The organism is Streptomyces sp. NPDC001663 (genome assembly GCF_042893105.1).
In the GTDB taxonomy this organism is placed as follows: domain Bacteria; phylum Actinomycetota; class Actinomycetes; order Streptomycetales; family Streptomycetaceae; genus Streptomyces.
On the sequence record NZ_JBIAUR010000005.1, the window covers coordinates 80,871 to 107,368 of the forward strand.

Genomic DNA, 26,498 nt, shown 5'->3' on the forward strand with positions numbered 1-26,498 from the left:
GATCGACGGGGCCGCGCAGGGGGCGGCCGGATGTCCCCGTCCCGTGGCCGCGGCCATTAATCCTCTATCTATCAGGCAGGGTCCCTGATAGTTTACGCGGCGCGAGTGAGAACCGGAGAAATTCCAGCGGGAACCGGAGGGGGCCGAGAATGGGCGACGTGGTCTACGACCTGCGCGAGGTGAGGCGGGCGCGGTACGCCGTGGCCGCCGTGTTCGCCGTGCACGGCGCGGTCACCGGCTCCTTCGCGACGCGCGTGCCGTGGATCCAGGACCACGCGGGGCTGAGCGCGGGTCAGCTGGGCTTCGCGCTCGCCTTCACGGCATTCGGCGCCTCCTGCTCCATGCCGCTGGCCGGCCGGATCAGCCACCGTTTCGGCAGCCGGACGGCGCTGCGCGGACTGATCGCGCTGTGGACGCTGGCCCTCGTGCTGCCGTCCCTCGCGCCGAACATGCCCACCCTGTGTCTGGCGATGTTCGCGTACGGCGCGAGCGCGGGCATGGCCGACGTCGCGATGAACGCGCTCGGCGTCGAGATCGAGCACCAGCTGAACAAGTCGATCATGTCCGGTCTGCACGGCATGTGGAGTGCGGGCGCCCTGATCGGCTCTGCGGGCGGCACGCTCGCCGCGCACCTCGGTTCGGACGCGCGCCTGCACTTCGCGCTGGCAGCGGCCACCCTCACCCTCCTCGGCGTGCTGGCCTGTCAGTGGGTCCTCGACCTGCAGCCCGCCGAGGACGAGGAGCCGCCGCCCCGGTTCGCGCTGCCGCCGAAGTCCGCGCTGCTGATCGGCACCGTCGGCTTCTGCGCGGTGTTCGCGGAGGGCGCCAGTCTCGACTGGTCGGCGGTCTTCCTCCGCGACCAGTTGGACACCTCGGCGGGCCTCGCCGCGGCCTGCACGACCGGTTTCATGCTCACCATGGCGCTGGCCCGGATCGCGGGCGACGCGGTGGTGAACCGCTTCGGCGCGGTCCGCACGGTGCGGGCGGGCGGCGGGTTCGCCGTGCTCGGCGGGCTGCTGATCGTCTTCGCGGGCCACCCGGCCGTGGCGATGACAGGGTTCGCGCTGCTCGGTCTCGGCATCGCCGTCGTCGTACCGCTGTGCTTCGCGGCGGCGGGCCACAGCGGCCCGAACCCGAGCCAGGCGATCGCGGGCGTCGCGACCATCACCTACACCTCGGGCCTGATCGCGCCCAGCCTGATCGGCGGGGTGGCGCAGGCGACGAGCCTGGTGGTGTCGTTCGTGCTGGTGACCGTCCTGTCCGGCGGCCTCGCGGTCTTCGCGGGGGTACTGCGCACCGGCGACCGCCGCACCCGGTCCGAGGTCGGTCCGCAGGCCGCGGCGGTTCCCGACCCGCGGCCCTGAAGCCGGAGGGACTCCCGGGCGTCGCGGGACGGAGCGGTGGGGACACTCCATCCCGAGCGGACGCTCAGGAGTCCCGGTCGGAAGGCCTGGTCAGCCCGCTATGGAGTCCAGCTGCTCGGCCGCCGGGCGCAGCGCCCAGAGGTCACCGCCGGGCGGTGCCTCCAGCTTCGGTACGGCCTTCTGCGCCGCCCTGTCCCCCGCGTCCGCCGCCGCGTGCACCACGTCGGCCGCCGCGAAGCGGTGGAACTCCAGCTCCGGGTACGGCCACGCGGCGGCCCCGGTCGCGGCGGGCAGCAGATAGTCCACGGCCTTGAACAGGCCCTGTCCGTCCGGCCCTTGATAGGCCCACAGGTTCACGCCGACGTGCCGGCCGATGGCGGCGAGCCGGGTGTACGCGACCAGGTCGAAGGTCGAGTAGTGCCAGCTCCGCGTCCGCGCGAGCTCCTGCGGCTGGCTGCCGTCGGCGGCGATCTGCGGGTCGATGCGCTTGGCGCGCGCGTCGAGGACGGTCCGCCGGGCGAGCGCCTTGTCGCCGGTCGCGTATGCGAGGGCGGCGAGCTGCATGTCGTAGAACGTGCCGTGGTTGTTGGCCGCCGCGCCCTCCTCCTTGCCGAAGTCGCTGTTCTTCAGCCAGCCGAGGAAGTCGGAGTTCCACTTGCCCATGGCGGTGCGGTCCTTGGCGCTCCAGCCCGGGGCTCCGGTCGCGAGGACGGCCTGGGCGTCGAGCACGCTCGTGTACGACTGCGAGAAGTCGATGATGCCGATGGCCCGGCCGTCGTACTTGCAGGGGATGAACTGCGCGTGGTTCAGGTTCGGGTTCATCCGGGTGGCCGGGTCGAGGAACCAGGCGCGCAGGATCTGGGCCGCCTTCTCGGCGTACTGCCGCTTGCCCGTGTAGTACCAGGCCAGGGACAGGTCGTATGTCGAGTCGAAGACGTGCTCGACGTCCTGGCGGTCGGTGCCGGAGTCGACCTCGGGGTTGCGCTGTCCGTCGCGCTGGACGTAGGGGCAGCCCCACGGGTTGTCGGCGGTCGGGGTCGTGGTGGGCCACCAGTAGGGGGCCTGGCTGAGGTAGTCGTGGACGTCGCCGCCGGGTGCGGGCTTCGGCTTGTCGACGACCGTCCAGGGGCCCTGGGCAAGCCAGTTGTCGGCGCGGGTCGTCAAGTTGCGCAGGGCGCGGCGCAGTTGGGGATCGCCCCGGTCCAGCCGGACCTTCGTCTGTTGCAGCCGGCTGCCGTCGAGGACGGCGGTGTCCGGGGCCTTCGGGGTCGCATGTGCCGAGGGGACGAGGACGGCTCCGAGACTCACCATCGCGGCCAGCAGGACGGCCGCACGGGATCTTCCTCTCATCTAGCACTCCGATCCATCGAACGACTGGTCAGGAATGTGAACACGGTTCATGAGTAGGACCGTGCGAGCGTAGAACCCCGAGGTACCCGTGACAATGGTCCGGACAGACTTCACGTACAGAGAAAGCGAAACCCCACCATGGACCTCGGCGTGCGCTGGAAGCTGCACGGAGACGGCCGAACTCCCGCGCCCGGAGCGGTGGTACGCCCCGACGAACGCCTCTCCTGGCCCCGCACGGTCGGCCTCGGCGCCCAGCACGTGGTGGCCATGTTCGGCGCGTCCTTCGTGGCCCCGGTGCTGATGGGCCTGGATCCCAACCTCGCGATCATGATGTCGGGCGTCGCGACCGTGATCTTCCTGCTCGCGACCCGCGGTCGAGTGCCCAGCTACCTGGGCTGCTCGCTGTCGTTCGTGGGCGTGGCCGCCGTGATCCGCGCGCAGGGCGGCACGAGCGCCACCGTCACCGGAGCGGTGCTCGTCGTCGGAGTGGTGCTGTTCCTCGTCGGTCTTGCCGTGCAGCGCTTCGGCGCGCGGATCATCCATGCCGCGATGCCGCCGATCGTCACCGGCGCGGTCGTGATGCTGATCGGCTTCAACCTCGCGCCCGTCACGGCCTCCACCTACTGGCCGCAGGACCAGTGGACGGCCCTGCTGGTCATGCTGTTCACCGGTCTGGCCGTCGTCTGTCTGCGCGGTTTCTGGTCACGGATCGCGATCTTCCTCGGGCTGGTCTTCGGCTACGGCATCTCGTGGGCCTTCGACCGTATCTTCGGCAAGATCCACTCGGTCGACGCGAGCGGCAGGCTCACGGATCACTGGCGGCTCGACCTCTCCGGCGTCGGCAAGGCCGACTGGATCGGACTCCCCTCCTTCCACGGGCCGTCCTTCCAGTGGTCGGCCGTCCTCGTCGCCCTGCCCGTCGTCATCGCCCTCGTCGCCGAGAACGCCGGGCACATCAAGGCGGTCGGCGAGATGACCGGCGACCCGCTGGACGACAAGCTCGGCACGGCGATCGCGGCCGACGGCATCGGCTCGGTGCTGTCCACCGCGGTCGGCGGCCCGCCCAACACGACGTACTCCGAGAACATCGGCGTGATGGCCGCGACCCGCGTCTACTCGACCGCCGCCTACTGGGCCGCCGCCGGCTTCGCCCTTCTCTTCGGCCTCTGCCCGAAGTTCGGCGCAGTGGTGGCCGCCATCCCGGGCGGCGTCCTCGGCGGCATCACCGTCATCCTCTACGGCATGATCGGCCTGCTCGGCGCCCAGATCTGGACCAACTCCCGGGTGGACCTGCGCAATCCGCTGAACCTGGTCCCGGCCGCCGCGGGCATCATCATCGGCGTCGGCAACGTCACGATGAAGTTCACCGACAACTTCTCCCTCAGCGGAATCGCGCTGGGCACGCTGGTCGTCATCACCGGCTACCACGCGCTGCGGGCGTTCGCCCCGGCCCACCTCAAGACGCAGCATCCGCTGCTGGACGAGGGGACCTCGTCGTACGACGAAGCCGCTCGGGACGACGGTCAGCGCGCCAAGTCGTAGGCGTACGACGGTGTGAACGTCCCCGGCGACCCCTTGCAGCCGTCCGACTCCCCCGGCAGCTTCACCCACAGATACGCGTCGATGCGCGCCGCGCCCGTGCTGAGCGTCGGCGCGCGGCCGATCCTGCGGCCCGCCGGGTCGCACCACTGGCCGTCGGCGGGGGCGCCGTTGCCGTTGCGGCTGGTGTCGATGACGGCGCCCAGGTCCGACGGTCCGCCGAGGGCGGCGAGGACCTGTCGGTCGTAGGCGATCTCGTCGGACGTGGTGTGGAAGTTGGAGACGTTGCTGAAGATCCCGTCGGAGGAGGCGGCCGAGGCGGCGCCCGCCTGTTTCAGCAGCGCGGCCTGTTTGCCGGGGGCGTTCCAGCCGGAGTGGCCGGCGTCGTAGTAGACCCGGGCGTTCGGGTTCACGGCCTTGAGGACGCGGCCGGCGCGGGCCAACGAGGCGAAGCGGTCGGCGCGCCCGCCCTCGGAGAGGCAGTCGGACTGGGCTATGGAGTCGGGTTCCAGGACTACGACGACCTCGCCCGAGCCCAGTCCCGCCGCGAAGTTCTCGATCCAGGCGTCGTACGCGGAAAGGTCGGGCGCCCCGCCCTCGGAGGCGCCGCCGCAGTCGCGGCCCGGTATCGCGTACGGCACCACGACCGGCACCCGGCCCTGCGCCGCGGCGCCCGAGGTGACCGCGCGGACCCGGGAGGCGATGGTCGCGGGCGTGTAGTCGGCGAACCACACCGCGGCCGGCTGGTCGGCGATGCGCGACTCTATGACCGACGTGCGCGGGTCGCCCGGGTGGGAGCGGACCCAGTCGAGCACCTGGGAGTCGGGGTGGCGGTAGAGGCGGGCGGACACGGCGGCCGGCTGCCGCTTCTTCTCCGTCTTCGTCGGCGAAGGACTGGCCTTCTTCGACGAACTCGGCGTCGGCGAGGCGGACTTGGTGGCCGTGGCCGACGGGGACGGCACCACCGGCAGCTGCTCCAGCCGCGGCGAACTGGTCACCTCGGGCTTCGCCTCGTCGGCGCCACGGCCGTCGTCGAGGGCCGAGACCATGCCGGTCACCGTTCCGACGGCGACCACGACCGAGGCCGCCGCGACCATGGCACCGCGCCGGGCGGCGCGCCTGCGCTCGGCCCTGCGTGCCGCCAGCCGCTGCGCGCGTAAGCCTGGCACCGTACCGCTCCCCCCACTTTTCCGGCCCTGCGACTCGTGCGTTCCCCCGTTCTGGGGAAGCGCCGGGCCCGCCGACATTCCCGTCAGCCTATGACTGGGACCCTTCCCCCATGGGGCAATTGGAACAGTTCACCAAACCCGTGGACACAGTCGACACAGTCGTCTCACGTATGCGCGCACTGGACGCCACCCTGCCCGAGCGCGACGGCGTGGCCGTCTTCAACCGCGTCTACCTCGCCGTCACCGAGGCGGTCGACCGGCGTATCGACGGCGGTGGGTTCCCGGACTCCCGGGCCGCGATCACGCTGGACGTGCGGTTCGCGGAACGCTATCTGGCCGCCGTCGACGCGGTCGCCCGCGAGCGTCGACCGCCGGCCTGCTGGCGGCCCCTGTTCCAGCTGCGCCGTCATCCCGGAGTACGTCCGCTGCAGTTCGCGCTTGCGGGCATCAACGCGCACATCGGCCACGACCTGGCGCTCGCCGTGGTGGACAGTTGTCGTAGCCTCGGCTGCGAACCGGCCGAGCTGGAGGACGAGTTCGACCGCGTGGGTGACCTCCTCGTCTCGCTGGAGGAGCGCATCCGCGAAGATCTGATGCCGGGCCCCGACCTCCTCCAGATCGCCGACCCGCTGACCCATCTGCTCGGCGCGTGGAGCCTCGAGCGCGCCCGGGACGCCACCTGGACCGCGGCGCGTGCGCTGTGGGCCCTGCGCGGACTGCCGGACGTCGCCGCCGAGTTCACCGAGCGCCTGGACACAGCGGTGGGCTTCGCGGGCCGCATGCTGCTCACGCCGCTGCCGGACTGATCCGGCCACTCCTCCGCCGAGGCCCCTCAACTCCTGGATGAACGTTGTACGTTCGACAGAAGCGGACCTACTGCAAAGGAGCACAGGTATGCCGGTACGGCTCGGACTCGGACTCCCCCAGAACAAGCAGTACGACCTCGGCAGGGACGTCCCCGACGTCGCGCGCACCGCCGAGGAGATCGGCTACGAGAGCCTCTGGGTGTACGAGCGGCTGCTGGTCCCGGATCCCGCCATCCAGGGCCTGTACGGCATCGAGGGCCTGCCCTGGCCGGACGCGTACCGTGGCGTCGCCGAGCCCCTGGTCACGCTGACCCTCGCCGCCGCGGCCACCCGGCGGGCCCGGCTCGGCAGCAGCGTCCTGGTCGCCCCGCTGCATGTGCCGTTCCAGCTCGCCAAGGCCCTGGCCACGCTGGACGCGGCGAGCGGCGGCCGGGTCGTCGCGGGCCTGGGCACGGGCTGGTCGCTCGACGAGTACGCGGCCGCCTCCGTGCGCCCCTTCGAGGAGCGCGGCCAGGTCCTGGACGAGCTGATCGAGGTGTGCCGCGCGGTCTGGGGCCCGGACCCGGTGTCGTACGAGGGACGCGTCACGACGATCAACCCGTCCGTCGTCGGGCCCAAGCCCGCCCGGCCCATCCCGATCCTGCTGGCGGCCGGTTCCAAGAAGGCCAGGCGCCGCCTCGTCGACCATGCCGACGGCTGGCTGCCGGTCGGCATGGGGGGTCCCGAGGCGCTGGCCGCGCAGTGGAAGGAGCTGCAGGAACTGGCCGCCGAACGCGGGCGCACCGAGCCGATCCAGACGGTTCTGCGCGCCAACACCCGCTACCGGCCGGGGGGTTACGTAGGCGCCGACCGTCAGCCCTTCCACGGCAGCGTCGACCAGATCGTCGAGGACCTGGTCGCGCATGCCGAGGTCGGAATCGACGAGATCCTCGTCGATCTCCAGCACGACCTGCGCGACGCCCAGGAGCTCAAGGACCTCGCCGCCGAGGTGTACGAGAAGGCACGTGCCGCCGGGATCTAGTCCTCCGGCAGCTCGACCGGCGCGATCTCCTCGTACACGTCACCCGGGCCCGGGTTGGTCGCGTCGGTCGTGCCACCGAGGTGGTGCATGACGCCCCAGACCGCGTTCAGCGCGGTCTGGATCGCGCCCTCGGCCCAGCCGGCCGTCCAGGAGATGTCGTCGCCGGCGAGGAAGATGCCCCGCTTGTCCTCGGGCAGCCGGTCCTGCATGAAGTGCGTGAACAGGCGCCGCTGGTAGCGGTAGTGGCCGGGCAGGTTGGCCTTGAACGCGCCCATGAAGTACGGCTCGTTCTCCCAGGACACGGTCACCGGGTTGCCGATGATGTGCTTGCGGATGTCGACCTTCGGATAGATCTCGCCGAGCGACTTCAGCATGACCTCCATCCGCTCGTTCGCGGACAGCGGCAGCCACTTCAGGCTGTCGTCGCACCAGGTGTAGGAGAGGCAGATGACGGCCGGCTTGTCGGGACCGTCGTCGAGGAGGTAAGTCCCGCGCGTCATACGGTCGGTGAGCGTCATCGACATGACGTCCCGGCCGGTCTCCTCGTCCTTGTCCAACCAGAACGGCCGGTCGACGGGCACGAAGAGCTTCGACGACTCCATGTAGTGGGTCCGCTCGATCGCCGTCCAGTGGTCGATCGGGAAGAGCGAGTCGTCGCAGGCGATCTTCGAGAGCAGCATCCAGGACTGGGCGGTGAAGATCGCCGCCTTGTACGTACGGATGTCTCCGTTGGCGTCCGTCACGGTGATGCGGTTTTTCGCCGTGCGGTGCAGCCGGGTCACGGCCGGGCGCGGTTCGCCGTTCTCGTGCAGCTTCGCCAGCGAGGTCCCGTGGGCCCAGTGGACGATCTTCTCCGGCTCGCGCTCCCACATGCGCAGCGGCAGCTGCTGGCTGCCGCCGACGATGCCGCGGTGGTGGTCGTCGGCCTCGGTGTAGACGACGCGGAGGATCTCCAGGATGGAGTTGGGGAAGTCGGTGTCCCAGCCGCCGGTACCGAAGCCGACCTGGCCGAAGATCTCGCGGTGCCGGAAGGACTTGAAGGCCTCCGAGTCGCAGAGGAAGCCGTAGAAGGTCTGGTTGTCGAGCTTCTCGACCAGCTTCGCCCAGATCTCGCGGATGCGCGGCACGTCGCGCTCGCGCATCGCGCGGTTCATGTCGGAGAAGTCGGCGCCCTCTTCGAGGCACTTGTTCCAGGCGGCGGCGACATCGCGGTAGACCTGCGGCAGGTCGTCGATCGTCTCGGCGTAGTGCGACTCGCCCTTGAGGTCGACGACGGTCGAAGGGGTCGCCTCCGCAAGGGGGTTGGGGAAGGGCTGGGTCTTCAGGTCCACCAGGTCGATGTAGTGCTGGAGCGCCGTGGAGGAGGGCGGGAAGCGCATCGCGCCCATCTCGGCGGTGAGCCCGTCGGTGCCGGGGCCGTCGAAGCCGACGGTCCGCAGGCGCCCACCGATCCGGTCGGCCTCGTACACGACGGGCTTGAGACCCATCTTCATCAGCTCGTACGCGGCCACGATGCCGGACAGGCCGCCGCCGATGACCGCGACCTCGGTGCCGAGCTCGGTCGCCGGTATCTGGCCGAGGCCCGCCGGATGGGCGAGGAAGTCGTCGTACGCGTACGGGAAGTCCGGGCCGAACATGGTGATCGGCGGCTGGTGCTCGTCTGCGTGCTCGACGGCGTTGGGCACGGTGGACGTCATGGGGTACGGACTCCTTGCACGAAAGCTACTGAGGGGAGGCTTTTTCTGCGGGGCTTCAGACCAGGGACCCGTAGAGGCCGGGGCGGCGGTCCTTCAGGTACGGGTTCGCCTCGCGGGAGGCGGCGAGGAAGGCGGGGTCGGCGTCGGCGAAGACGAGCTCCTCGCCGCGGCCGGCCCGGGCCCGGGCGACCCCGTCGGGACCGGCCAGCGCGGAGAGCCCGACGAAGTCGAACTCACCTTCCTGGCCGACCCGGTTGACGTAGGCGACGTACATCTGGTTCTCGAAGGCACGCACCGGGATCATCGACTCGGCGACGAACTGGAAGGGGTGCATCTGCGCCGTCGGGACGACCAGGAGGTCGGTGCCGGCCAGGGCGTGGGCGCGGACGTTCTCCGGGAACTCGACGTCGTAGCAGATCATGAGGCCGATGCGGAGGCTGCCCAGCTCGGCCTGGACGACCGGCTGCTCTCCCGGCGTGAAGTGCTCGCGTTCGAAGCAGCCGAAGAGGTGGGTCTTGCGGTAGTTCGCGAGGCGGATGCCCTCGGCGGAGATCAGCTGGGCGGAGTTGAAGACCGTCTCGCCGTCCCGCTCCGGATACCCGTACGCGATCGCGAGCCCGTGCCGTCCGGCGAGGTCGGCGATCGCGTCCGCGGAGTCGCCGTCGGCGGGCTCGGCGAGGCGGCCGATGTCGTCGCCGATCGCATAGCCGGTCAGGAACATCTCCGGCGCCACCAGCAGCCCGGCCCCCGCGGCGGCGGCACGGCCCGCGGCAGCGTCGAGGACCTTGAGGTTCTCGACGACGGAGCCGGGGCGTCCGGAGCTCTGGAGCAGGGCGGTGCGCATGCTGGTTCCTCAACGGTACGGAAGGGTTCTGGGGGTCACTTAGACGGTACGGGCGCGGGGCTCGGACCAGCAAGAAGGAGCCGTTGCGCGCTGATGAGCGGTTCGTTGCGTGCGGCGTCCGTCCGGCGGCGATTCGTTGCGCGCCGTCAGGCGTAGTTCCGGTCCTCCTGGAGGCGCAGGGCGCGGTGGTGCCCCCGCCGGGCGGCGGAGGCGGGGTGCCGACTCGGGCGCGATGTGGTCGGGGCGCGGCGCCGGGACAGTGGTGAGCGTCCGCTTCACCTGCAGAAAGGACCGTCATGCAGCGTCGTACTCGCACGAGGATCGCCGTGCTCGGGGCCGTGCTCCTGCTCACCGCCGGCGCGACAGGAGCCGCCGTGGCATCCGGAGACGGCGGCCCCCCGCAACGAGAGGCCGCCGCGCTCACCGGAACCGCGAAGCTCTACCGCGTCGCGGGCGACGACATCACCTTCACTTTCGACGCCCATCTCGCGGCGAAGGACAACGACAACCCGCTCAAGGCCACCGGCAGCTTCCGCTGGAGCCACTACGCGGCGAACGGCGAGGGCGGCTGGGCGAAGGCGAAGGTCGACTGCCTGGTCACCGGCGGCAAGGTGGCCGTCGTCTCCGGCGTCATCACGGACACCGATCTGGACGGGGTCAAGGGTCACCGCGTGGGCATCACCGTCCACGACACGGGCGGTGTCGACCGGCTCGGGTACAGCTGGGCGGCGAGCGAGGACATGGGGCCGAAGGACCTGCCCAAGTGCGTGAGTTCGGCGCCGTTCGAGAAGGTCAGGAAGGGCACCGGCGATTTCAGGGTCGTGCCTTGGCAGCCGGGCTTCTAGTCAGGGCCAGCAGCACCGCCGTCACCAGATACGGCAGCGCGAACAGCGCGAAGGCGGTGCTGTGTTCGGTCCTCGTCGCGATCGCCGCATAACCGGCGTACACGGCGACCGTGACCAGTTCCGTGCCCAGGCCCGCGACCGAGGTGAGGGTGGCCCGGCCGGTGTCGTCGATGCGCTGCTGGAGGCGGACGTCGGCCAGGACGGTCGCCAACTGGAAGCCGCCGAAGGCGAGGGCGACAAGGCCGAGGGCGACCGGGGTCCGGGCCGCGGCGCCCACGGCCAGCGCCACGGCCGCTCCGCCGAGCAGCCAGGCGAGTCCCGGCGTCCCGAGGCGTTCGAACCGGCCGGACAGCAGGCTCCCGGCCGTCGCGCCAGTCCAGATCAGCAGGAGCAGATACGGCACCGTCGCCTCGGCCACGCCGGTGTCCCGCGCGAGCAGCGGTGTGTACTCGTCGAGCGCGCTCCATACGGAGCTGACGACGGGGATGAGCAGGATCGCCCCGCGCAGCGACCGGTCCCGCCGGACCTCCGCGAGCCCGGCCTTCAGGGTCACGGCCCAGCTGTCGCCGCCGCTCTCCCCCGGCACCCGGTGCTCCGGGAACCGGGCTGCCGTCGCGGCGGAGGCCAGACAGGCCAGCACGCTCGCCGCGCCGACGGCCGGGTAGCCGCCCCAGGCGAACACGGGCCCGGCGAGGCCCATCGCCGCCATGACCGCGACGAGCCCCGCGGCCCGGGCCCGGCCCATGACGTGGGCGTACCGATCGGCCGTACCGAGCCGCTCCAGCTCCTCGTAGACGAGGGCCTCCAGCGCACCGGAGCCGAGCGCTCCGCGCGCGCCCCACAGCACGAAGCCGAGGGCGAAGGCCCAGTACGACGGGGTGAGCACCCACAGGGCGAAGCCGGCCGCGGTGAGCAGCGGCCCGACCCAGAGCAGCAGCCGCCGGGAGACGGCGTCGGCCCAGGCGCCGGAGGGCACCTCCAGCACCACGCCGGTGATCGACCAGATGGCGAACAGCGAGGACAGCTGCCAGACGGACAGACCGGTGTCGCTGAACAGCAGCGCGTACACCGGGTAGAGCAGGACGAAGTCGTCGAGGAACGCGTAGCCGTACAGCGTGGCCGTGAGCCGCCGCACGCCGGTGGCGGCGGGCACGCGTGCAGGTGAGAGTGTCATGAGGCCTTCCCGCAGGGACAGTTCGGACGCTCGGAGTACGGCGTCCGAGGCGGCCCTCGGGAGGCACGGCTGGTGGATCAATGTCGCCAGGTCATGTCACCGATGGTAGACAGACCCGGCGCACCCGTCAGGGGTATTACGTCGGCGAACCCGACGAGAAGCGGCGCAGCAGCGGCGACAGCACCAGCACGGACTTGGTGCGCTCGACGAACGGCTCCCCGGCGATCCGCTCCAGGACCCGCTCGAAGTGCCGCATGTCGGAGGCGAAGACCTGGACGATCGCGTCCGCGTCGCCGGTGACGGTCGACGCGGCCACGACCTCCTGGTAGCGCTCCAGGCCCCGCCGGATGACCTCCGGCGAGGTGTTGTGCCGGCAGTAGATCTCGACGAACCCCTCGGTCTCCCAGCCGAGGGCCGACGGGTCCACCCGTACGGTGAACCCGGTGATGGCACCGGTGGCGCGCAGCCGGTCCACGCGCCGCTTCACGGCGGGCGCGGACAGGCCGACGAGCTGCCCGATGTCCGCGTAGGAGCGGCGGGCGTCCTCGGCGAGGGCGTGCACGATGCGTTCGTCGAGATCGTTCAGCACTGGGGGTCGTTCACTTCACTTCTGGTGGCGCGGGCACTTCAGGTGTTTGCGGGCACTTCCGGTGCGGCGAGGCGGGATCGCCGATACCCGTACCCGAAGTAGAACACGAGCCCGACGGCCATCCAGACACCGAAGACCACCCAGGTGACGGCGGACAGGCTGCCCATCATCCAGACGCAGAACGCGAAGCCCAGCGCGGGCAGGACCGGCGAGAGCGGGACGCGGAAGGTGCGGGTCATGGTCGGGCGGGTCCGGCGCAGCACCACCACGGCGATGTTGACCAGGGCGAAGGCGAAGAGCGTGCCGATGCTGGTGGCGTCGGCGAGCTGCCCGAGCGGGATCGCGGCGGCGAGCACACCGCAGAACAGCGACACGATCACGGTGTTGGCGCGGGGCGTGCCGGTCTTCGGGTGGACCTTGGCGAACACCTTGGGCACGAGCCCGTCGCGGGACATCGCGAAGAGGATGCGGGTCTGGCCGTAGAGCACGGTCAGCACGACGCTCGCGATGGCGATGACGGCGCAGGCCGCGAGCAGGGTGCCCCAGAAGCTCTGTCCCGTGACGTCCCGCATGATCTGGGCGAGCGCGGCTTCGGAGTCGTTGAACCGCCGCCAGGGCTTGGCACCGACGGCGACGGCCGCGACGAGCACGTACAGCGCGGTGACGATGACCAGCGACAGCATGATGGCGCGGGGCAGGTCGCGCTGTGCGTTCGTCGCTTCCTCACCGGCGGTGGAGGCCGCGTCGAAGCCGATGTACGAGAAGAACAGCGTCGCCCCGGCGGCGCTCACACCCGCCATGCCGAGCGGCATGAAGTGCTCGTAGTTCCCGGACCTGAACCCCTGGATGCCGATCGCGCAGAACAGCACCAGCGCGGCGATCTTCACGCACACCATGACGGTGTTGGCACGCGCGGATTCCCGGGCGCCACCGATCAGGAACGCCATGGCAAGGAGGACGACGATCAGCGCGGGCAGGTTGAAGACGCCGCCGTCACCGGGCGGGGCCGACAGGGCGTCCGGGATCGTGACCCCGATCGTCCCGTCGAGCAGCTCGTTGAGGTACTCGCCCCAGCCGACGGCCACGGCGGCGACCGAGACGCCGTACTCCAGGACCAGACACCAACCGCAGATCCAGGCGATCAGCTCGCCCATCGTTGCGTATGCGTACGAGTACGAGGAGCCGGAGACCGGGATGGTGCCCGCCAGCTCGGCGTACGAGAGGGCCGAGAAGAGCGCCGTGAGACCGGCGATCACGAAGGAGAGGGTGACGGCGGGACCGGCCTTGGGGACGGCCTCGCCGAGGACCACGAAGATGCCGGTGCCGAGGGTGGCACCGATGCTGATCATGGTGAGCTGCCACAATCCGAGGGAGCGCCGCAGGCTGCCACCCTCGCCCTGGCCGCCCTCCGCGACCAGGCGTTCCACCGGCTTGCGCCGCATGAGGCGCGCGACGGCGCCCGGGGACTGTGGGGCTGTCGGGGTGCGGTCGGTCGGGGGTGCGCCTTGATCCAGCACGCGCTGACTCCTTCGTCGCTGCTGTCTGGGCGGCGGGGACCGGCGGCATGCCTGCGCGAGCAGGAACCCACCGAGCGGGGTCCCCGCCACGCCACGTACAGCGCATGACCCTATTTGCCAGGCCTTCACGGGCGTAATGCAGCAACCTTGCGCATACCCGCAAGATCCTTGCGTTCATCGCATCCGTGCGCGGTTTCGTTGCGCGGGCGTTTTCGGACGTTGCGAGGGGACGGTTACGCCAACCGCTTCGTCAGGAACGTGCACGGGTCGACGCATTCGTGCTCCACGCCGTCCGTGCCGACGTACGTGTAGCGGTCCAGGTAGTCGACCACCGGGCGGTATCCGAGCCGGGCGTACAGCGTGGCGGCGCGCGGGTTGTCCCTGCCCACGCCGATGCCGACCACCGGCAGGTCCCGCTCCCGGGCCAACTCCTCGGCGGCACGGATCAGTTGGGTGCCGATGCCGCGCGAGCGCAGTTCCTCCGGCCAGACGCCCAAACCGCCGATCTCGGGGCAGTCCACGGTGACTTCGGGAGCGTCGCAGCCGATCCAGCGCATCTCCGTGTGCCCGACGGGCCGCCCGTCCAGCCAGGCGACGAGGTACGTGCACTCCCCCGCCTCCTGGCGCGCGAACCGGCGGGCGTGGAAGGACGTGGCCGCGGTCGCGCCCATGTACCGGTCGAGCAGCGGCACATCGGCGGCCCGGCAGACGGTGATCTCCATGCCCCCGACGGTAGAGCCCCGGCACGCGTACGGCTCCCGAATTTCAACGGGGGCCGTACGCCAGGGACTTGGCTCAGCTCCAGCTGGCATGCAGCGGCTTGCCCTCCGCGTAGCCGGCGGCGCTCTGGATGCCGACGACGGCCTTCTCGGCGAACTCCTCCAGGGAGCCCGCGCCGGCGTAGGTGCAGGAGGAGCGGACGCCCGCGATGATCGAGTCGATCAGGTCCTCGACGCCCGGCCGGACCGGGTCGAGGAACATGCGGGAGGTCGAGATGCCCTCCTCGAACAGCGCCTTGCGGGCACGGTCGTACGCCGACTCGTCGGACGTCCGGTTGGCCACGGCCCGCGCGGACGCCATGCCGAACGACTCCTTGTAGAGGCGGCCGTTGGCGTCCTGCTGCAGGTCGCCCGGCGACTCGTACGTCCCCGCGAACCAGGACCCGACCATCACGTTGGACGCACCGGCCGCGAGCGCCATGGCGACGTCGCGCGGGTGCCGGACACCGCCGTCGGCCCACACGTGCTTGCCGTACTTCTTGGCCTCGGCCGCGCACTCCAGAACCGCGGAGAACTGCGGCCGGCCGACGCCGGTCATCATGCGGGTGGTGCACATGGCGCCGGGTCCGACACCGACCTTGATGATGTCGGCGCCGGCCTCGATCAGATCCCGCACACCCTCCGCGGCGACGATGTTGCCGGCGACGATCGGCACCTGCGGGTCGAGCGCCCGCACCACCTTGATCGCGGCGATCATCGACTCCTGGTGGCCGTGCGCGGTGTCGATGACGAGCGTGTCCACGCCCGCGTCGAGCAGCTGCTTGGCCTTGCCCGCGACGTCGCCGTTGATGCCGACGGCGGCGGCGATGCGCAGCTTGCCGTTCGCGTCGACGGCCGGGGTGTACAGCGTGGCGCGCAGGGCGCCCTTGCGGGTGAGGATGCCGGCGAGGCGGCCGTCCTTGTCGACGGCGGGCGCGTAGCGGCGGTTGGCGTGGTCCAGGCGGTTGAAGGCCTCGCGCGGGTCGATGTCCGCGTCGAGCAGCAGCAGGTCCTTGGACATGACGACCTCGAGCTGCGTGAAGCGGTCGACGCCGGTCAGGTCCTGGTCGGTGACGACACCGACGGGCCGGCCCGCCTCGTCGACGACCACACCGGCGTTGTGCGCCCGCTTGGGCAGCAGGGCCAGTGCGTCGGCGACGGTCTGGTGCGGGGTGAGAACGATCGGGGTGTCGAGCACGTGATGGCGGCTCTTCACCCAGGAGACGACGTCGGTGACGACCTCGATCGGGATGTCCTGCGGGATGACCACGAGCCCGCCGCGCCGGGCCATGGTCTCGGCCATGCGGCGCCCGGCGATGGCGGTCATGTTGGCGACGACCAGCGGGATCGTGGTGCCCGTGCCGTCCGGGGAGCTGAGGTCCACGCCCTGCCGCGAGCCGACCGCACTGCGGCTCGGAACCATGAAGACGTCGTCGTACGTCAGGTCGTACGCGGGCTGGATGTCGTTGAGGAAACGCACGTGCTGCACATCCCAGTCGTTCAGAGGTGGCCCCCGGACAGGTCAGCCAGGGGGAAGAGCACGTACTTCATTGTCCCATGTCGACGGGTATGCACGGCCTGGTCGGAACGTCCAGGCAGGCCGACGGACCGTTCGTGTCATCCTCCGACATCGCCCTGAGGTCGGTGCTGATCAGCCCAGCGTCATCACGACGGCCAGACCCGTGTCCGTGTCGCGCCAGTGGGCCGCCGCGTCGGCGAAGATCTCCTGCAGAACACCCCAGCCCTTGGGATCGGCCGCCGCATACGCCTGCCAGTTCCGCACGAGGATCAGCCGTCCCCGCTCGGCGGGCCACCATGACAGGTCGGTCAGGCAGTCGGCGAGGGCGTCCCAGTTGGCGCCGAACCAGTCGGGCAGCCGCAGCGCGACCGCGCTCGCCGCCATGAGCCCGGCCTTGTCCAGGACTCCGGACAGCTCCAGAACGGCCGTCTCCCAGCCCGCGTCGCGGGCTTCGTCCAGGGCTCGCTGCGCCGGCAGTTCGGCGGGCCAGGACAGCACGCCGGGTGGCGTGTCCCCCGACAGGACCTGGACGAGCGGGTCGTGGGTCATCTCAGCACCGCCCTGAACGACGAGTAGTGATCACCGGTGTAGTAGATCTCGTCGCCCGCCCGATGACAATCCGCCGGGCCCTGCGCTCGCGCGAGCCCGACGTGTTCGCCCCTCCGTCGGGGTCCCCTCCGTCAGGGCCCGTCCGGATCCGCCCTGTTGAGCGCCGGCTTCGGTGTCTGACCCGCCGTCATCAGGACGTCCGCCGCCGACGTGTCCGTCACCAGGCTGGTGACGAGCCCCGAGCGCAGCACCGCGTCGATGGCGGACGCCTTGCGCGACCCGCCCGCGATCGCGACGACCTCGGGGATACGACGGAGCTGGTCCGCCTTGACGGTGATGCACCGCTCGCCGAGGTCCCGGCCGACGCGGCGCCCCTCGGAGTTGAAGAGGTGCGCGGACATCTCGGCGGCGACGCCGAGCGAGGCGTAGTGCGCGCGCTCCTCGTCGCTGAGCATGTCGTGCACCGTGGAGATGCCCGGCTCCCAGGAACCGATGGAGACGCAGGCGACGGTGACCTTGTCGAAGTACTCGAAGGCCCGGGCGATCCCGGTCTGGTTGCGCAGCGCCGCCGCGGTCGCCGCGTCCGGCAGCAGCATCGGCGCGTAGATGGGGTGCGCGTCGCCGCCGGACACCTGCGCGGCCCGGCGCACGGCCTCGACGGAGCCGCGCTCGGCGGTCCCGGCGTCGTACACGCCCGTCAGCTGCACCACCGTGCACGGCGGCAGCCGGTCCAGGGCCGCGGCCATGTGGATGGTGGAGCGGCCCCAGGCAAGGCCGAGCACGTCGCCCTCGTTGACGAGTTCGCCGAGCAGGTCGGCGGCCACCTCACCGAGGTTCTCCGGGTCGGGCGAGTCCTCGGCCTCGGCCGGCGACTCGACCACGACGGCGTGCCTGAGGCCGTAGCGGGCGCGCAGCGCGTCCGAGCGCTCGGCGTCCAGCTCGGCCGGGACGCGGATCTCGATGCGTACGAGATCCCGTTCGAGAGCCGTCTCCAGGACCCGGGCCACCTTGAAGCGGCTGACGCCGAACTCCTCCGCGATCTGGATCTTGGACTTGCCCTCGAGGTAGAAGCGGCGGGCCATGGCCGCCGCCTGCACCAGCTCAGCGGGTCCCATCCGCACTGCTGACCGGCCCGCCGACATACCCGACACGGCGATCTCCTCACTGCTGTTCACACTCTGGATTCGCCGTTCATCCTTGCAGATCCGGCGCAGTTGATCCGCCCCGATGGGCTCCGTTCACGTACCTGTGGCTCAGTGGTCGCATGCCCAGGACGCCTTCGCGGTCACCGCCTCCGCCTGGTTGCGCAGTGCACGTACCGCCTCGGCCGGGTCGTCGGCGTTGTACACCGCCGAACCCGCGACGAAGACGTCCGCGCCGGCCTCCGCACAGCGCTCGATGGTGGCGGCGGAGACTCCGCCGTCGACCTGGAGCCACAGCTCGAGACCGTGCTTGCTGATCAACTCGCGGGTGCGGCGAATCTTCGGGAGCATGATGTCGAGGAACGCCTGCCCGCCGAAGCCCGGCTCCACGGTCATGATCAGCAGCATGTCGAGCTCGGGGAGCAGGTCCTCGTACGGCTCGATGGGCGTCGCGGGCCGAAGCGCCATGGAGGCGCGCGCGCCCTTGGCCCGGATCTCCCGGGCGAGTCGCACCGGAGCGGTGGCCGCCTCGACGTGGAAGGTGACGGATCCGGCCCCCGCTTCGACGTACTGCGGGGCCCAGCGATCGGGGGCCTCGATCATCAGATGGCAGTCCAGCGGGGTGTCCGTCGCACGGGCCAGGGACTCTACGACCGGCACACCGAGCGTGAGGTTCGGGACGAAATGGTTGTCCATGACGTCTACGTGGAGCCAGTCGGCTCCTTCGACCGCCTTCGCCTCGTCCGCGAGGCGGGCGAAGTCGGCGGACAGGATGCTGGGGTTGATCTGCACGGCCATGACCCAAGCCTGCCATGTCCGGGCACGTTTGTTCGCGCCGGTCCAGACCTAAGCCGTTCATCGGATGTTGTCCGCGGGCGACGCGTGCCATGCTGGGCCGCCGACCGGCACCACGTACGGCCACGGGGGTCGCCATGAGGCAACTCGACGTTTGGAAGCGGAACTCCATTCGGTTCGTGTGCGGACGGCGCTCCAAGTGGCTGATCGTGGTCCTGTGGCTGGTGGTCCTCGTGATCGCGGCCCCGTTCGGGATGAAACTCAACGACGCCCAGGACAACGACGCCCAGTCCTGGCTGCCCGGCTCCGCGGAGTCCACCCAGGTTCTCAACGCTTCCGAGGACTTCAGGCCCGAGCAGATCCCGGCGGTCGTCGTCTACGCACGCCCGGGCGGACTGACCGTCCAGGACCGGCAGCAGATCGCCGAGGACGCCCGCCAGATCAAGGCGCTGCACGACCACGGCATCCGCGGCGCGGAGACCCGTGGGCCCGTCTACGACCGGCAGACGGCACCGCGGGCCGCGCAGATCTACGTGCCGATCACCATGGACGCGCAGGGCTGGCAGCGCATCGCGCCCGCGGTCGACTCGATCCGCGACCAGACGGGCAAGGGCGGCGGCGGGCTCGCCGTGCACATCACGGGGCCGGGCGGCACGTCCGCCGACTTCTCCAAGGCCTTCGAGGGCATCGACTCGACGCTGCTGTTCTCCGCGATGGCCGTCGTGATCGTGATGCTGCTGATCACGTTCCGCAGTCCGACCCTGCTGTTCGTGCCGCTGATCGGAGTGGTGGCGGCCCTGTTCACGGCGCAGGCGCTGATCTATCTGCTCGCGAAACACGCCGGTCTGACCGTCAACGGCCAGAGCGCGGGCATCCTGACGGTGCTCGTCTTCGGTGCGGGCACCGACTACGCGCTGCTGCTGGTGGCCCGCTACAGGGAGGAGCTGCGCCGCCACACGAGCCGGCACGAGGCGATGGAGCTGGCCATGAACCGGGCCGGCCCGGCGGTCATGGCCTCCGGTGCGACGGTCGTCCTGAGCATGCTGGTCCTGCTGGTCGCCGAGATGAACTCGACCCGGGGCCTCGGCCCCGTGGCAGCCATCGGCGTCGCGATCGCGCTGCTGGCCATGCTCACCCTCTTCCCGGCCCTGCTGCTTATCTTCGGCCGCTGGATCTTCTGGCCGGCGATCCCTCACCACGGGTCCGCCGATCCGACCAAGAGCGGCGTCTGGGCCCGCATGGGCCGCGCCATCGCCCGCCGTCCACGCATGGTCTGGAGCATCACGGCGGCGGTGCTCATCGCACTGTCTCTCGGCCTGTTCCAGCTGCGCGCGTCGGGAATCGCCAACGCGGACGCCTTCACCAACACCCCGGACTCGATCACCGGCCAGAAGGTCTCCGCACGCTACTTCCCGGCGGGCACCGGCGATCCGCTCGTCATCGTCTCCGACAAGGCGCAGGCCGAGCAGGTGGGCCGGGCCGTCGCCGCGGACCGCGGGGTCGTCCCGCAGAGCATCGGCGTACCGCCCGGCACCACGCCCGAGCAGAACGGGCAGGTGCTGTTCGAGGCGACCATGCGCGCCCCGGCCGACAGCGACGCGGCCAAGGCGACCGTGGAGCGGGTCCGCGACGCGGTGCACGCCGTGCCCGGCGCCGACGCCCAGGTGGGCGGCGGCACGGCAGCCCTGCTGGACATGGAGAACGCCCAGACACACGACAACTACCTGGTCATCCCCCTGGTCCTGGCCGTCGTCCTGCTGGTGCTCGGCATCCTGCTGCGCGCCCTGGTGGCCCCGCTGCTGCTGATCGGGACGGTCATACTGTCCCTGGCCACGGCACTGGGCCTGAGCGCCCTGGCCTTCCGGTACGTCTTCGACTACGCGGGCGAGGACGTGGCCTTCCCGCTGTTCGTCTTCGTGTTCCTCGTCGCGCTGGGCATCGACTACAACATCTTCCTGACCACTCGTATCCACGAGGAGGCCAAGCGTCAGGGCACCCGCCCCGGCGTGGTCACGGGCCTGGCCGCGACCGGTGCGGTGATCACCTCGGCCGGCCTGGTCCTCGCCGGGACGTTCGCCGCCCTGGGCACACTGCCGATGGTGGGCTTCGCCGAGATCGGCTTCGCGGTCGCACTGGGCGTACTGCTGGACACCTTCGTCGTCCGCTCCGTGCTGGTCACCTCCCTCTTCCTCGACGTGGGCAAGAAGGTGTGGTGGCCGCACCATCTGGCGCACGAGGACGGGGAGACCCGCGCCGCCGAGGCGGTCGGCGCGAAGGTCAGCCAGTCCTCCGAATGAGGGCCAGGTACATGGCGTCGGTCCCGTGCAGATGCGGCCACAGCTGGACGTCGGGACCGTCGCCGAGGTCCGGCATGCCCGGCAGGAGGGGGCGCGCGTCGATCAGCTCCGCCTCGGGGTGCTGCTTGAGCAGGTCGTCGACGACCGCCCGGGTCTCCGCAAGGTGCGGCGAGCAGGTCGCGTAGCCGATGACACCGCCGACCCGCACCGCGTCCAGGGCGGAGCGCAGCAGGTCACGCTGGAGCGGACCGAACCCCTCCAGGTCCTCGGGACGGCGCCGCCAGCGCGCCTCTGGCCGCCGCCGCAGGGCGCCGAGCCCGGTGCAGGGCACGTCCATCAGCACGCGGTCGAAGGAGCCGGGCCGCCACGGCGGCCGGGTCCCGTCGGCGGCGATGACCTGGTAGGGCCCGGGATTGCCGTGCAGCGCCTTGGCGACCAGCCCGGCCCGGTGCGGCTGCTTCTCGGAGGCGAGCAGTACGGCACCCCGCTCGGCGGCGAGCGCGGCAAGCAGCGCGGCCTTGCCACCGGGCCCGGCACACCCGTCGAGCCACTTCCCGTCGGGCCCGTCGAGGGGCGCATTGGCCAACGCCAGCGCCACGAGCTGACTGCCCTCGTCCTGTACGCCCGCGCGCCCCTCCCGCACGGCCTGGATGGCCCCGGGCTCCCCGCCCTCGCTCAGCCGCACGGCATACGGCGACCAGCGCCCGGCCACCGCGGCCTCCTCGCCGAGCAGTTCCTCGGTGGTGGCCCGTCCGGGGCGCGCGACCAGGGTGACCTCGGGCCGCTCGTTGTCGGCCGCCAGCAGCTGCTCGATGCCGGCCCGGCCGCCGCCGAGCGAGTCCCACAGCGCGGAGACGACCCAGCGCGGATGCGAGTGCACGACGGCGAGATGGTCCTCGGGATCATCGTCGTACGGCGGCGCCACGCGCTCGATCCAGGTGTCGAGGTCGTCCTGCGCGACCTTCCGCAGCACGGCGTTGACGAACTTGGCCCGCCCGTCACCGAGCACGACCCGGGCGAGCTCGACGGAGGCGGACACGGCGGCATGCGTCGGAATCCGCGTCCCGAGCAGCTGATGCACCCCGAGACTGAGCACGTCCAGCACCGGCGGATCGACCTCACGCAGCGGCCGGTCTACACAGGCGGCGATGACCGCGTCGTACGTCCCCTGCCGCCGCAGGGTCCCATACACCAGCTCGGTCGCGAGCGCCGCGTCCCGCCCGTCGAAGTCGCCCTTCTCGCGCGCCTTGCGCAGCAGGGGCGGGAGTACGAGGTTGGCGTACGCGTCCCGCTCGTCCACCGCCCTCAGTGCCTCGAAGGCGAGGATGCGGACGGGGTCCTTCTTGGGCCGCCGGTAGGGCTTGCCGGGCTTGCGCGGCCCACGGGAGGTGTCGCTCACGAAAAAGGTGCTCCGGAAGTTTGTTTTGGATACGCCCCAAGGGTACGTCCCGCTCGTCCCCCCGCTACCCGCCGGGCGCCTCCCCGTTGCTACCCGCCGAGCGTCTCGCCGTCCGCGATGCGCACACCGCGCGCCCAGTCCGCCGCCCGCATCGGCTTCTTGCCCTGGGCCTGCACCCACAGCAGCTCCACGGCGTACGAACCGGTCCCGACATGAACGCTGTTCTTGCCCACGGCGAGCTGACCCGGCGCCAGGTCGGTCCGCTCCGGCACGGGCGTGACCTGGATCAGCTTGAGCCGCTCGCCCCGGAAGGTGGTCCAGGCACCGGGAGCGGGGGTGCACCCGCGCACGACCCGGTCGACCCGCAGGGCCGGGGTGGACCACTCCACCCGGGCGTCCTCGACGGTGATCTTCGGCGCGAGGGTGATGCCTTCGCCCGGCTGCGGTACGGCCTTCAGCGTGCCGTCCTCGATGCCGTCCATGGTCGCGGCGAGCAGCCCGGCACCGGCGAAGGCAAGGCGGGTCAGCAGGTCGCCGCTGGTGTCGGTGGACCGGATCTCCTCCGTGACCGTCCCGTACACGGGCCCTGAGTCGAGCCCTTCCTCGATGAGGAAGGTGGAGGCCCCCGTGATCTCGTCCCCGGCCATGATGGAGTGCTGCACGGGCGCGGCGCCCCGCCAGGCGGGCAGCAGCGAGAAGTGCAGGTTGACCCAGCCGTGGGCGGGGACGTCGAGGGCGACGCGCGGCAGCAGCGCGCCGTAGGCGACGACGGGACAGCAGTCGGGCCCGATCTCCCGCAGCCGCTCCAGGAACTCCGGGTCCCGCGGCCGGACCGGCTTCAGCACCTCGATCCCGGCCTCCTCCGCCCGCTGCGCCACGGGCGACGCGACCAGCCTGCGCCCCCGCCCGGCCGGCGCGTCGGGCCGCGTGACGACGGCGGCCACCTCGTGCCGCCCGGAGGCGATGAGAGCGTCCAGAGCGGGAACGGCGACCTCGGGGGTCCCGGCGAAGACGAGCTTCATGGGTGGGTACGGGCCTCTCGGGCAGGGGCGGTTGCGGGCGACACACAAGTCTATGACCAAGGCTGTGCGGCGAGTTCTCGCGACGACGGGGAAAGCCGCCGACGGCGCACACACCCCCTCCCGGGGGCGTACGCATATGCCCACACGCCCCCACTGCGTGACCCGCGGACCGCTCCCGCGTTGGTCAAGAAAGAGTTGACCACAACGGGCCGCAATCGCGCGGCCCTGTCCTTTTCAACGCCGGTTCGAGAGGCTTGTTCATGGCCGACCACGCAACCCACGACGCCCAGGCTCGGGCCAGCCTGCACTTGCTGGTGCGGGACATCGAGCGGGTCCGCCGGCAGGTGGACGCACTGCGCACGCTCACCGCCCAGTTGGGCAATGTCTACCGCCCGCGCCGCTCCGGCCCCTCCACGGGCTTCGTCGTCTACGGACGCGCTCCCGCCCCGACGGTCCGTCTCGCCCAGGAGCTGCGGGACAGTGTCGAGACCCTGGTCACGGCCGCGGTCGACTTCGACCGTTCCCTCGGCTTCTCGTGGGACGCGGTGGGTTCCGCGCTGGGGGTCACCAAGCAGGCGGTCCACCGCCGTTACGGCGCCCGTCGTGCCGCGGCCCAGGCGGCCGCCGAGACCGAGCGGGCCGCCGAGCCGACGGCACCCCGGACCGTCAGCGTGAACACCGGCATCCCCACGGTGCCGACGGTTCCCGCGGCCCGTTCGATGCCGACCCAGCCGACGGCGGGCAGCCCCGCCCTCCGCGACGAGGTCAGGCCAACGGCTTTCCCCGGCCCCCGCAACGGCTGAGCCACCTTCCCCCCTCCTGCCCTCCCGGCACGCATCCGGGAGGGCAGACGCAGGTCGGGACCTGCTTGCAGGTCGAGCCGCTCCCCACCTCGTGCCGGGCGACCTCAGCCGATGTCGGGCGGATCGATCCGCACCCGGACCACGGCCTCCCCGGCCCCCCGCGCCATCCGCGCCGCCTGCGCGGCCTTCAGCGCCGATGCCAGTGCGGCGCCGCTCCCCGGCGGCACCCTGACAAGCGCTCGCTCCCAGTGCTCCCCCGGCGGCGGTGCCCCCACCCGCCGCGGCCGCCCCGCTGCCGCGACCGGCAACGGCACCGGCCCCAACACCTGGGCCTCCCGCGGCATCTCGACCGCACGCAGGAACTCCGCGACCGCCTCCCCCGTACCGGACACGGCCGCCATCCGCGACACCGGCGGAAAGCCCAGCTCGGCCCGCTCGGCGAGCTCCCGCACCGCATGTCCTACGGGATCCCAGCGCACCAGCGACTGCACGGGCCGCAACGTCGGCTCGGCCACGACGACCACCGTGCCCCCGGCCCCCTGTGGACGCACGAGCGCGGCGGCCGCGATCCACCGTCTGAGCGCGTCCTCGCCGGCGCGCAGATCGGGCCGTCCGAGCATCGCCCAGCCGTCCAGCAGCAGCGCCGCCGCATATCCGCCCTCGGCCACCGGCTCGGCTCCCGGTGTGCTCACGACCAGCGCGGGCGCCCCCGGCACGGTGTCGAGTACGTGCTCGCGCCCGGACGTCCGCACCGGAACAGCGGGAAACGCCCGCCCCAACTCCTCGGCGGTCCGCCGCGCCCCCACCACCTGGGCCCGCAACCGGAACCCACCGCACTCCTGGCAGTGCCAGCCGGCTTCGTCCCGCCCGCACCACCCGCACCGCAGGGCCGTCCCCGATTCCTGCGCCTCCAACGGCCCTGAGCAGTGCCGACACCGTGCGGGCGCCCGGCAGTTGGCGCACGCCATCCGCGGGACGTATCCCCGCCGGGGCACCTGCACGAGCACCGGCCCGTGCCGCAGCCCCTCCCTGACGGCCTGCCAGGCGAGCGTCGGCAGCCGGGCCGCCCGCGCGGCCTCGTCGCGCGCAAGGTCCTGGTCCCCGACGGTCCGCACGAGCGGCGCGGCCCCCCGCACCTGCTCCCGCCCGGCGACGATCGGCCGCGCCCAACCGCTCTCGACCAGCTGGGCCGCCTCCACGGTGCAGTTCCAACTGCCCAGCAGAAACGCGCACTTGTCCTGGGCGGCCCGCAACAACAACACCTCACGCGCATGCGGCTGCGGTGCGTGCTGCTCGCTGTGGCTGTCGTCCCCGTCGTCCCAGATGGCGACGAGCCCGAGATCCTGGACGGGTGCGAACATGGCGGCCCGCGTCCCGATGACCGCCCGCACCGCTCCTCGCCGCACCGCCAGCCACTCCCGGTACCGCTTCTCGGGTCCGGCGTCGGCGGTGAGCACGGCATGCCGCCCGTCCCCCAGCAGCGCGGTCAGCGCGGCGTCGACCCGCGCGACCGCCCGCCCGTCGGGCAGGACGGCCAGCGCGCCACGTCCGGAGGCCAGCGTCGCCACGACGGCCCGCGCAAGCTCCTCGCTCCACTCGGGCCCGGGCAGCGCGTTCCACACGGCGCGCGGCGCACCTCCCGACGCCAGCGACTCCAGAAACGCGCCCCCGTGCTCGTATCGCACCCAGGACCCCGCCTCCGGCGCCGCGGGCGCCGGGAGCGGCTCGGGCGAGGGTCGCTGCTCGGCGCGCGCACTGCGCGGCGGCACGGCAAGCTGCAGCACATCGGCCAGACTCCCCGCATACCGATCGGCCACGGCCCGGGCCAGCCCCAGCAACTCCTCGCTCAGCACCGGCTCGGGCGAAACGACCTGAGCCAGCGCGGCCAACGGCCCGGAGTAGTCGGACTCCGCCAGCCGCTCGACGAGAAACCCGTCGATCAGCCCGCCGCCCTCACGCCGCCCGTCCCGCACGCGATGCCGCCCGGCCCCGAACCGCACCCGCACCCGCACCCCGGGCTGAGCGTCGGCATCCAGCTCTTCCGGCACCGCATAGTCGAAGTACCGGTCGAGATGCAGCACACCCTTGTCGACCAGCACCCGCGCGACCGGCAGCTCCCTGGCCAGCGCGGCCCCCCGCCAGGTGCGCGGCTTGGCCCGCGGCACCTCGGCCTTCCGCACACTCTCCCTGATGAGCGCAAGCTGCTCGGGCGGCGCCCCTTCGACCCCGCCACCCGACTGCTCGTTCTCGCTGCTCACGCTTGCATTCTTACCAAACGCCGCTGACAACCGACGCGCGC

The 26,498-nt window shown here is 71.6% G+C and carries 22 protein-coding genes; 7 read left to right on the forward strand and 15 right to left on the reverse strand.

Annotation, left to right across the window (positions count from 1 at the left end):
- The first annotated feature begins 149 nt into the window (after positions 1–149).
- Complete coding sequence (locus ACFY1L_RS17285; RefSeq protein WP_388824164.1) at positions 150–1,364, forward strand: MFS transporter; 1,215 nt, start codon at positions 150–152, stop codon at positions 1,362–1,364.
- A gap of 90 nt (positions 1,365–1,454) precedes the next feature.
- On the opposite strand, the gene ACFY1L_RS17290 is transcribed toward ACFY1L_RS17285, so the two are convergent.
- Positions 1,455–2,714 (reverse strand): alginate lyase family protein, encoded by a 1,260-nt coding sequence (locus ACFY1L_RS17290; RefSeq protein WP_388824166.1) that lies wholly within the window; start codon positions 2,712–2,714, stop codon positions 1,455–1,457.
- A 138-nt stretch (positions 2,715–2,852) separates the two neighbouring features.
- On the opposite strand from ACFY1L_RS17290, the gene ACFY1L_RS17295 reads away from it, so the two are divergent.
- Positions 2,853–4,256 (forward strand): uracil-xanthine permease family protein, encoded by a 1,404-nt coding sequence (locus tag ACFY1L_RS17295; RefSeq protein WP_388824168.1) that lies wholly within the window; start codon positions 2,853–2,855, stop codon positions 4,254–4,256.
- On the opposite strand, the gene ACFY1L_RS17300 is transcribed toward ACFY1L_RS17295, so the two are convergent.
- On the reverse strand, positions 4,238–5,350 hold the full coding sequence (locus ACFY1L_RS17300; protein ID WP_388825374.1) for a glycoside hydrolase family 6 protein: 1,113 nt from the start codon (positions 5,348–5,350) through the stop codon (positions 4,238–4,240). The genes ACFY1L_RS17295 and ACFY1L_RS17300 overlap by 19 nt on opposite strands.
- A gap of 182 nt (positions 5,351–5,532) precedes the next feature.
- Here ACFY1L_RS17300 and ACFY1L_RS17305 point away from each other — a divergent pair, with 182 nt between their 5' ends.
- Positions 5,533–6,228 (forward strand): DUF5995 family protein, encoded by a 696-nt coding sequence (locus ACFY1L_RS17305; protein ID WP_388824170.1) that lies wholly within the window; start codon positions 5,533–5,535, stop codon positions 6,226–6,228.
- Between the two features lie 88 nt (positions 6,229–6,316).
- A complete protein-coding gene (locus ACFY1L_RS17310) occupies positions 6,317–7,249 on the forward strand; it encodes an LLM class F420-dependent oxidoreductase (RefSeq protein WP_388824172.1) in 933 nt (310 codons plus the stop codon).
- On the opposite strand, the gene ACFY1L_RS17315 is transcribed toward ACFY1L_RS17310, so the two are convergent.
- Together ACFY1L_RS17315 and ACFY1L_RS17320 are read right to left on the reverse strand one after the other, a co-directional pair.
- Positions 7,246–8,946: a flavin monoamine oxidase family protein gene (locus tag ACFY1L_RS17315; protein WP_388824174.1), complete on the reverse strand. Its 1,701-nt coding sequence runs from the start codon at positions 8,944–8,946 to the stop codon at positions 7,246–7,248. The two genes, ACFY1L_RS17310 and ACFY1L_RS17315, sit on opposite strands and share 4 nt — an antisense overlap.
- A gap of 55 nt (positions 8,947–9,001) precedes the next feature.
- Positions 9,002–9,790, reverse strand: a complete 789-nt coding sequence (locus tag ACFY1L_RS17320) for a carbon-nitrogen hydrolase family protein (protein WP_388824176.1) — start codon at positions 9,788–9,790, stop codon at positions 9,002–9,004.
- Positions 9,791–10,086: 296 nt separating this feature from the next.
- Here ACFY1L_RS17320 and ACFY1L_RS17325 point away from each other — a divergent pair, with 296 nt between their 5' ends.
- On the forward strand, positions 10,087–10,635 hold the full coding sequence (locus tag ACFY1L_RS17325; protein WP_388824178.1) for a hypothetical protein: 549 nt from the start codon (positions 10,087–10,089) through the stop codon (positions 10,633–10,635).
- Here the strand turns inward: ACFY1L_RS17325 and ACFY1L_RS17330 are convergent.
- The 8 genes from ACFY1L_RS17330 to rpe all read right to left on the reverse strand — a co-directional run bounded on the left by ACFY1L_RS17330 (position 10,604) and on the right by rpe (position 18,681).
- Positions 10,604–11,809: an MFS transporter gene (locus ACFY1L_RS17330; protein WP_388824180.1), complete on the reverse strand. Its 1,206-nt coding sequence runs from the start codon at positions 11,807–11,809 to the stop codon at positions 10,604–10,606. The two genes, ACFY1L_RS17325 and ACFY1L_RS17330, sit on opposite strands and share 32 nt — an antisense overlap.
- Before the next feature lie 136 nt (positions 11,810–11,945).
- A complete protein-coding gene (locus tag ACFY1L_RS17335) occupies positions 11,946–12,398 on the reverse strand; it encodes an Lrp/AsnC family transcriptional regulator (RefSeq protein WP_388824182.1) in 453 nt (150 codons plus the stop codon).
- Positions 12,399–12,436: 38 nt separating this feature from the next.
- On the reverse strand, positions 12,437–13,915 hold the full coding sequence (locus tag ACFY1L_RS17340; protein ID WP_388824184.1) for an amino acid permease: 1,479 nt from the start codon (positions 13,913–13,915) through the stop codon (positions 12,437–12,439).
- Positions 13,916–14,148: 233 nt separating this feature from the next.
- Positions 14,149–14,637, reverse strand: coding sequence for a GNAT family N-acetyltransferase (locus ACFY1L_RS17345; protein ID WP_388824186.1), 489 nt, complete (start codon positions 14,635–14,637; stop codon positions 14,149–14,151).
- 73 nt (positions 14,638–14,710) lie between these two features.
- Positions 14,711–16,153 carry a GuaB1 family IMP dehydrogenase-related protein gene (locus ACFY1L_RS17350; RefSeq protein WP_388825377.1) on the reverse strand — a complete coding sequence of 481 codons (1,443 nt, stop codon included), beginning with the start codon at positions 16,151–16,153 and terminating at the stop codon, positions 14,711–14,713.
- Positions 16,154–16,324: 171 nt separating this feature from the next.
- Positions 16,325–16,741 (reverse strand): barstar family protein, encoded by a 417-nt coding sequence (locus ACFY1L_RS17355; protein ID WP_388824188.1) that lies wholly within the window; start codon positions 16,739–16,741, stop codon positions 16,325–16,327.
- 131 nt (positions 16,742–16,872) lie between these two features.
- Positions 16,873–17,916, reverse strand: coding sequence for a sugar-binding transcriptional regulator (locus ACFY1L_RS17360; RefSeq protein WP_388824190.1), 1,044 nt, complete (start codon positions 17,914–17,916; stop codon positions 16,873–16,875).
- A 78-nt stretch (positions 17,917–17,994) separates the two neighbouring features.
- Positions 17,995–18,681: a ribulose-phosphate 3-epimerase gene (rpe, locus tag ACFY1L_RS17365; protein WP_388824192.1), complete on the reverse strand. Its 687-nt coding sequence runs from the start codon at positions 18,679–18,681 to the stop codon at positions 17,995–17,997.
- 134 nt (positions 18,682–18,815) lie between these two features.
- Between rpe and ACFY1L_RS17370 the strand changes: the two genes are divergently transcribed.
- Positions 18,816–20,975, forward strand: a complete 2,160-nt coding sequence (locus ACFY1L_RS17370) for an MMPL family transporter (RefSeq protein WP_388824194.1) — start codon at positions 18,816–18,818, stop codon at positions 20,973–20,975.
- Here ACFY1L_RS17370 and ACFY1L_RS17375 read toward each other — a convergent pair.
- On the reverse strand, positions 20,956–22,374 hold the full coding sequence (locus tag ACFY1L_RS17375) for an RsmB/NOP family class I SAM-dependent RNA methyltransferase (RefSeq protein ID WP_388824196.1): 1,419 nt from the start codon (positions 22,372–22,374) through the stop codon (positions 20,956–20,958). The genes ACFY1L_RS17370 and ACFY1L_RS17375 overlap by 20 nt on opposite strands.
- A gap of 89 nt (positions 22,375–22,463) precedes the next feature.
- On the reverse strand, positions 22,464–23,396 hold the full coding sequence (gene fmt / locus ACFY1L_RS17380) for a methionyl-tRNA formyltransferase (protein WP_388824198.1): 933 nt from the start codon (positions 23,394–23,396) through the stop codon (positions 22,464–22,466).
- A gap of 260 nt (positions 23,397–23,656) precedes the next feature.
- On the opposite strand from fmt, the gene ACFY1L_RS17385 reads away from it, so the two are divergent.
- Positions 23,657–24,199 (forward strand): hypothetical protein, encoded by a 543-nt coding sequence (locus ACFY1L_RS17385; protein WP_388824200.1) that lies wholly within the window; start codon positions 23,657–23,659, stop codon positions 24,197–24,199.
- A gap of 104 nt (positions 24,200–24,303) precedes the next feature.
- On the opposite strand, the gene ACFY1L_RS17390 is transcribed toward ACFY1L_RS17385, so the two are convergent.
- Positions 24,304–26,457: a primosomal protein N' gene (locus ACFY1L_RS17390; protein WP_388824202.1), complete on the reverse strand. Its 2,154-nt coding sequence runs from the start codon at positions 26,455–26,457 to the stop codon at positions 24,304–24,306.
- Positions 26,458–26,498: the final 41 nt, after the last annotated feature.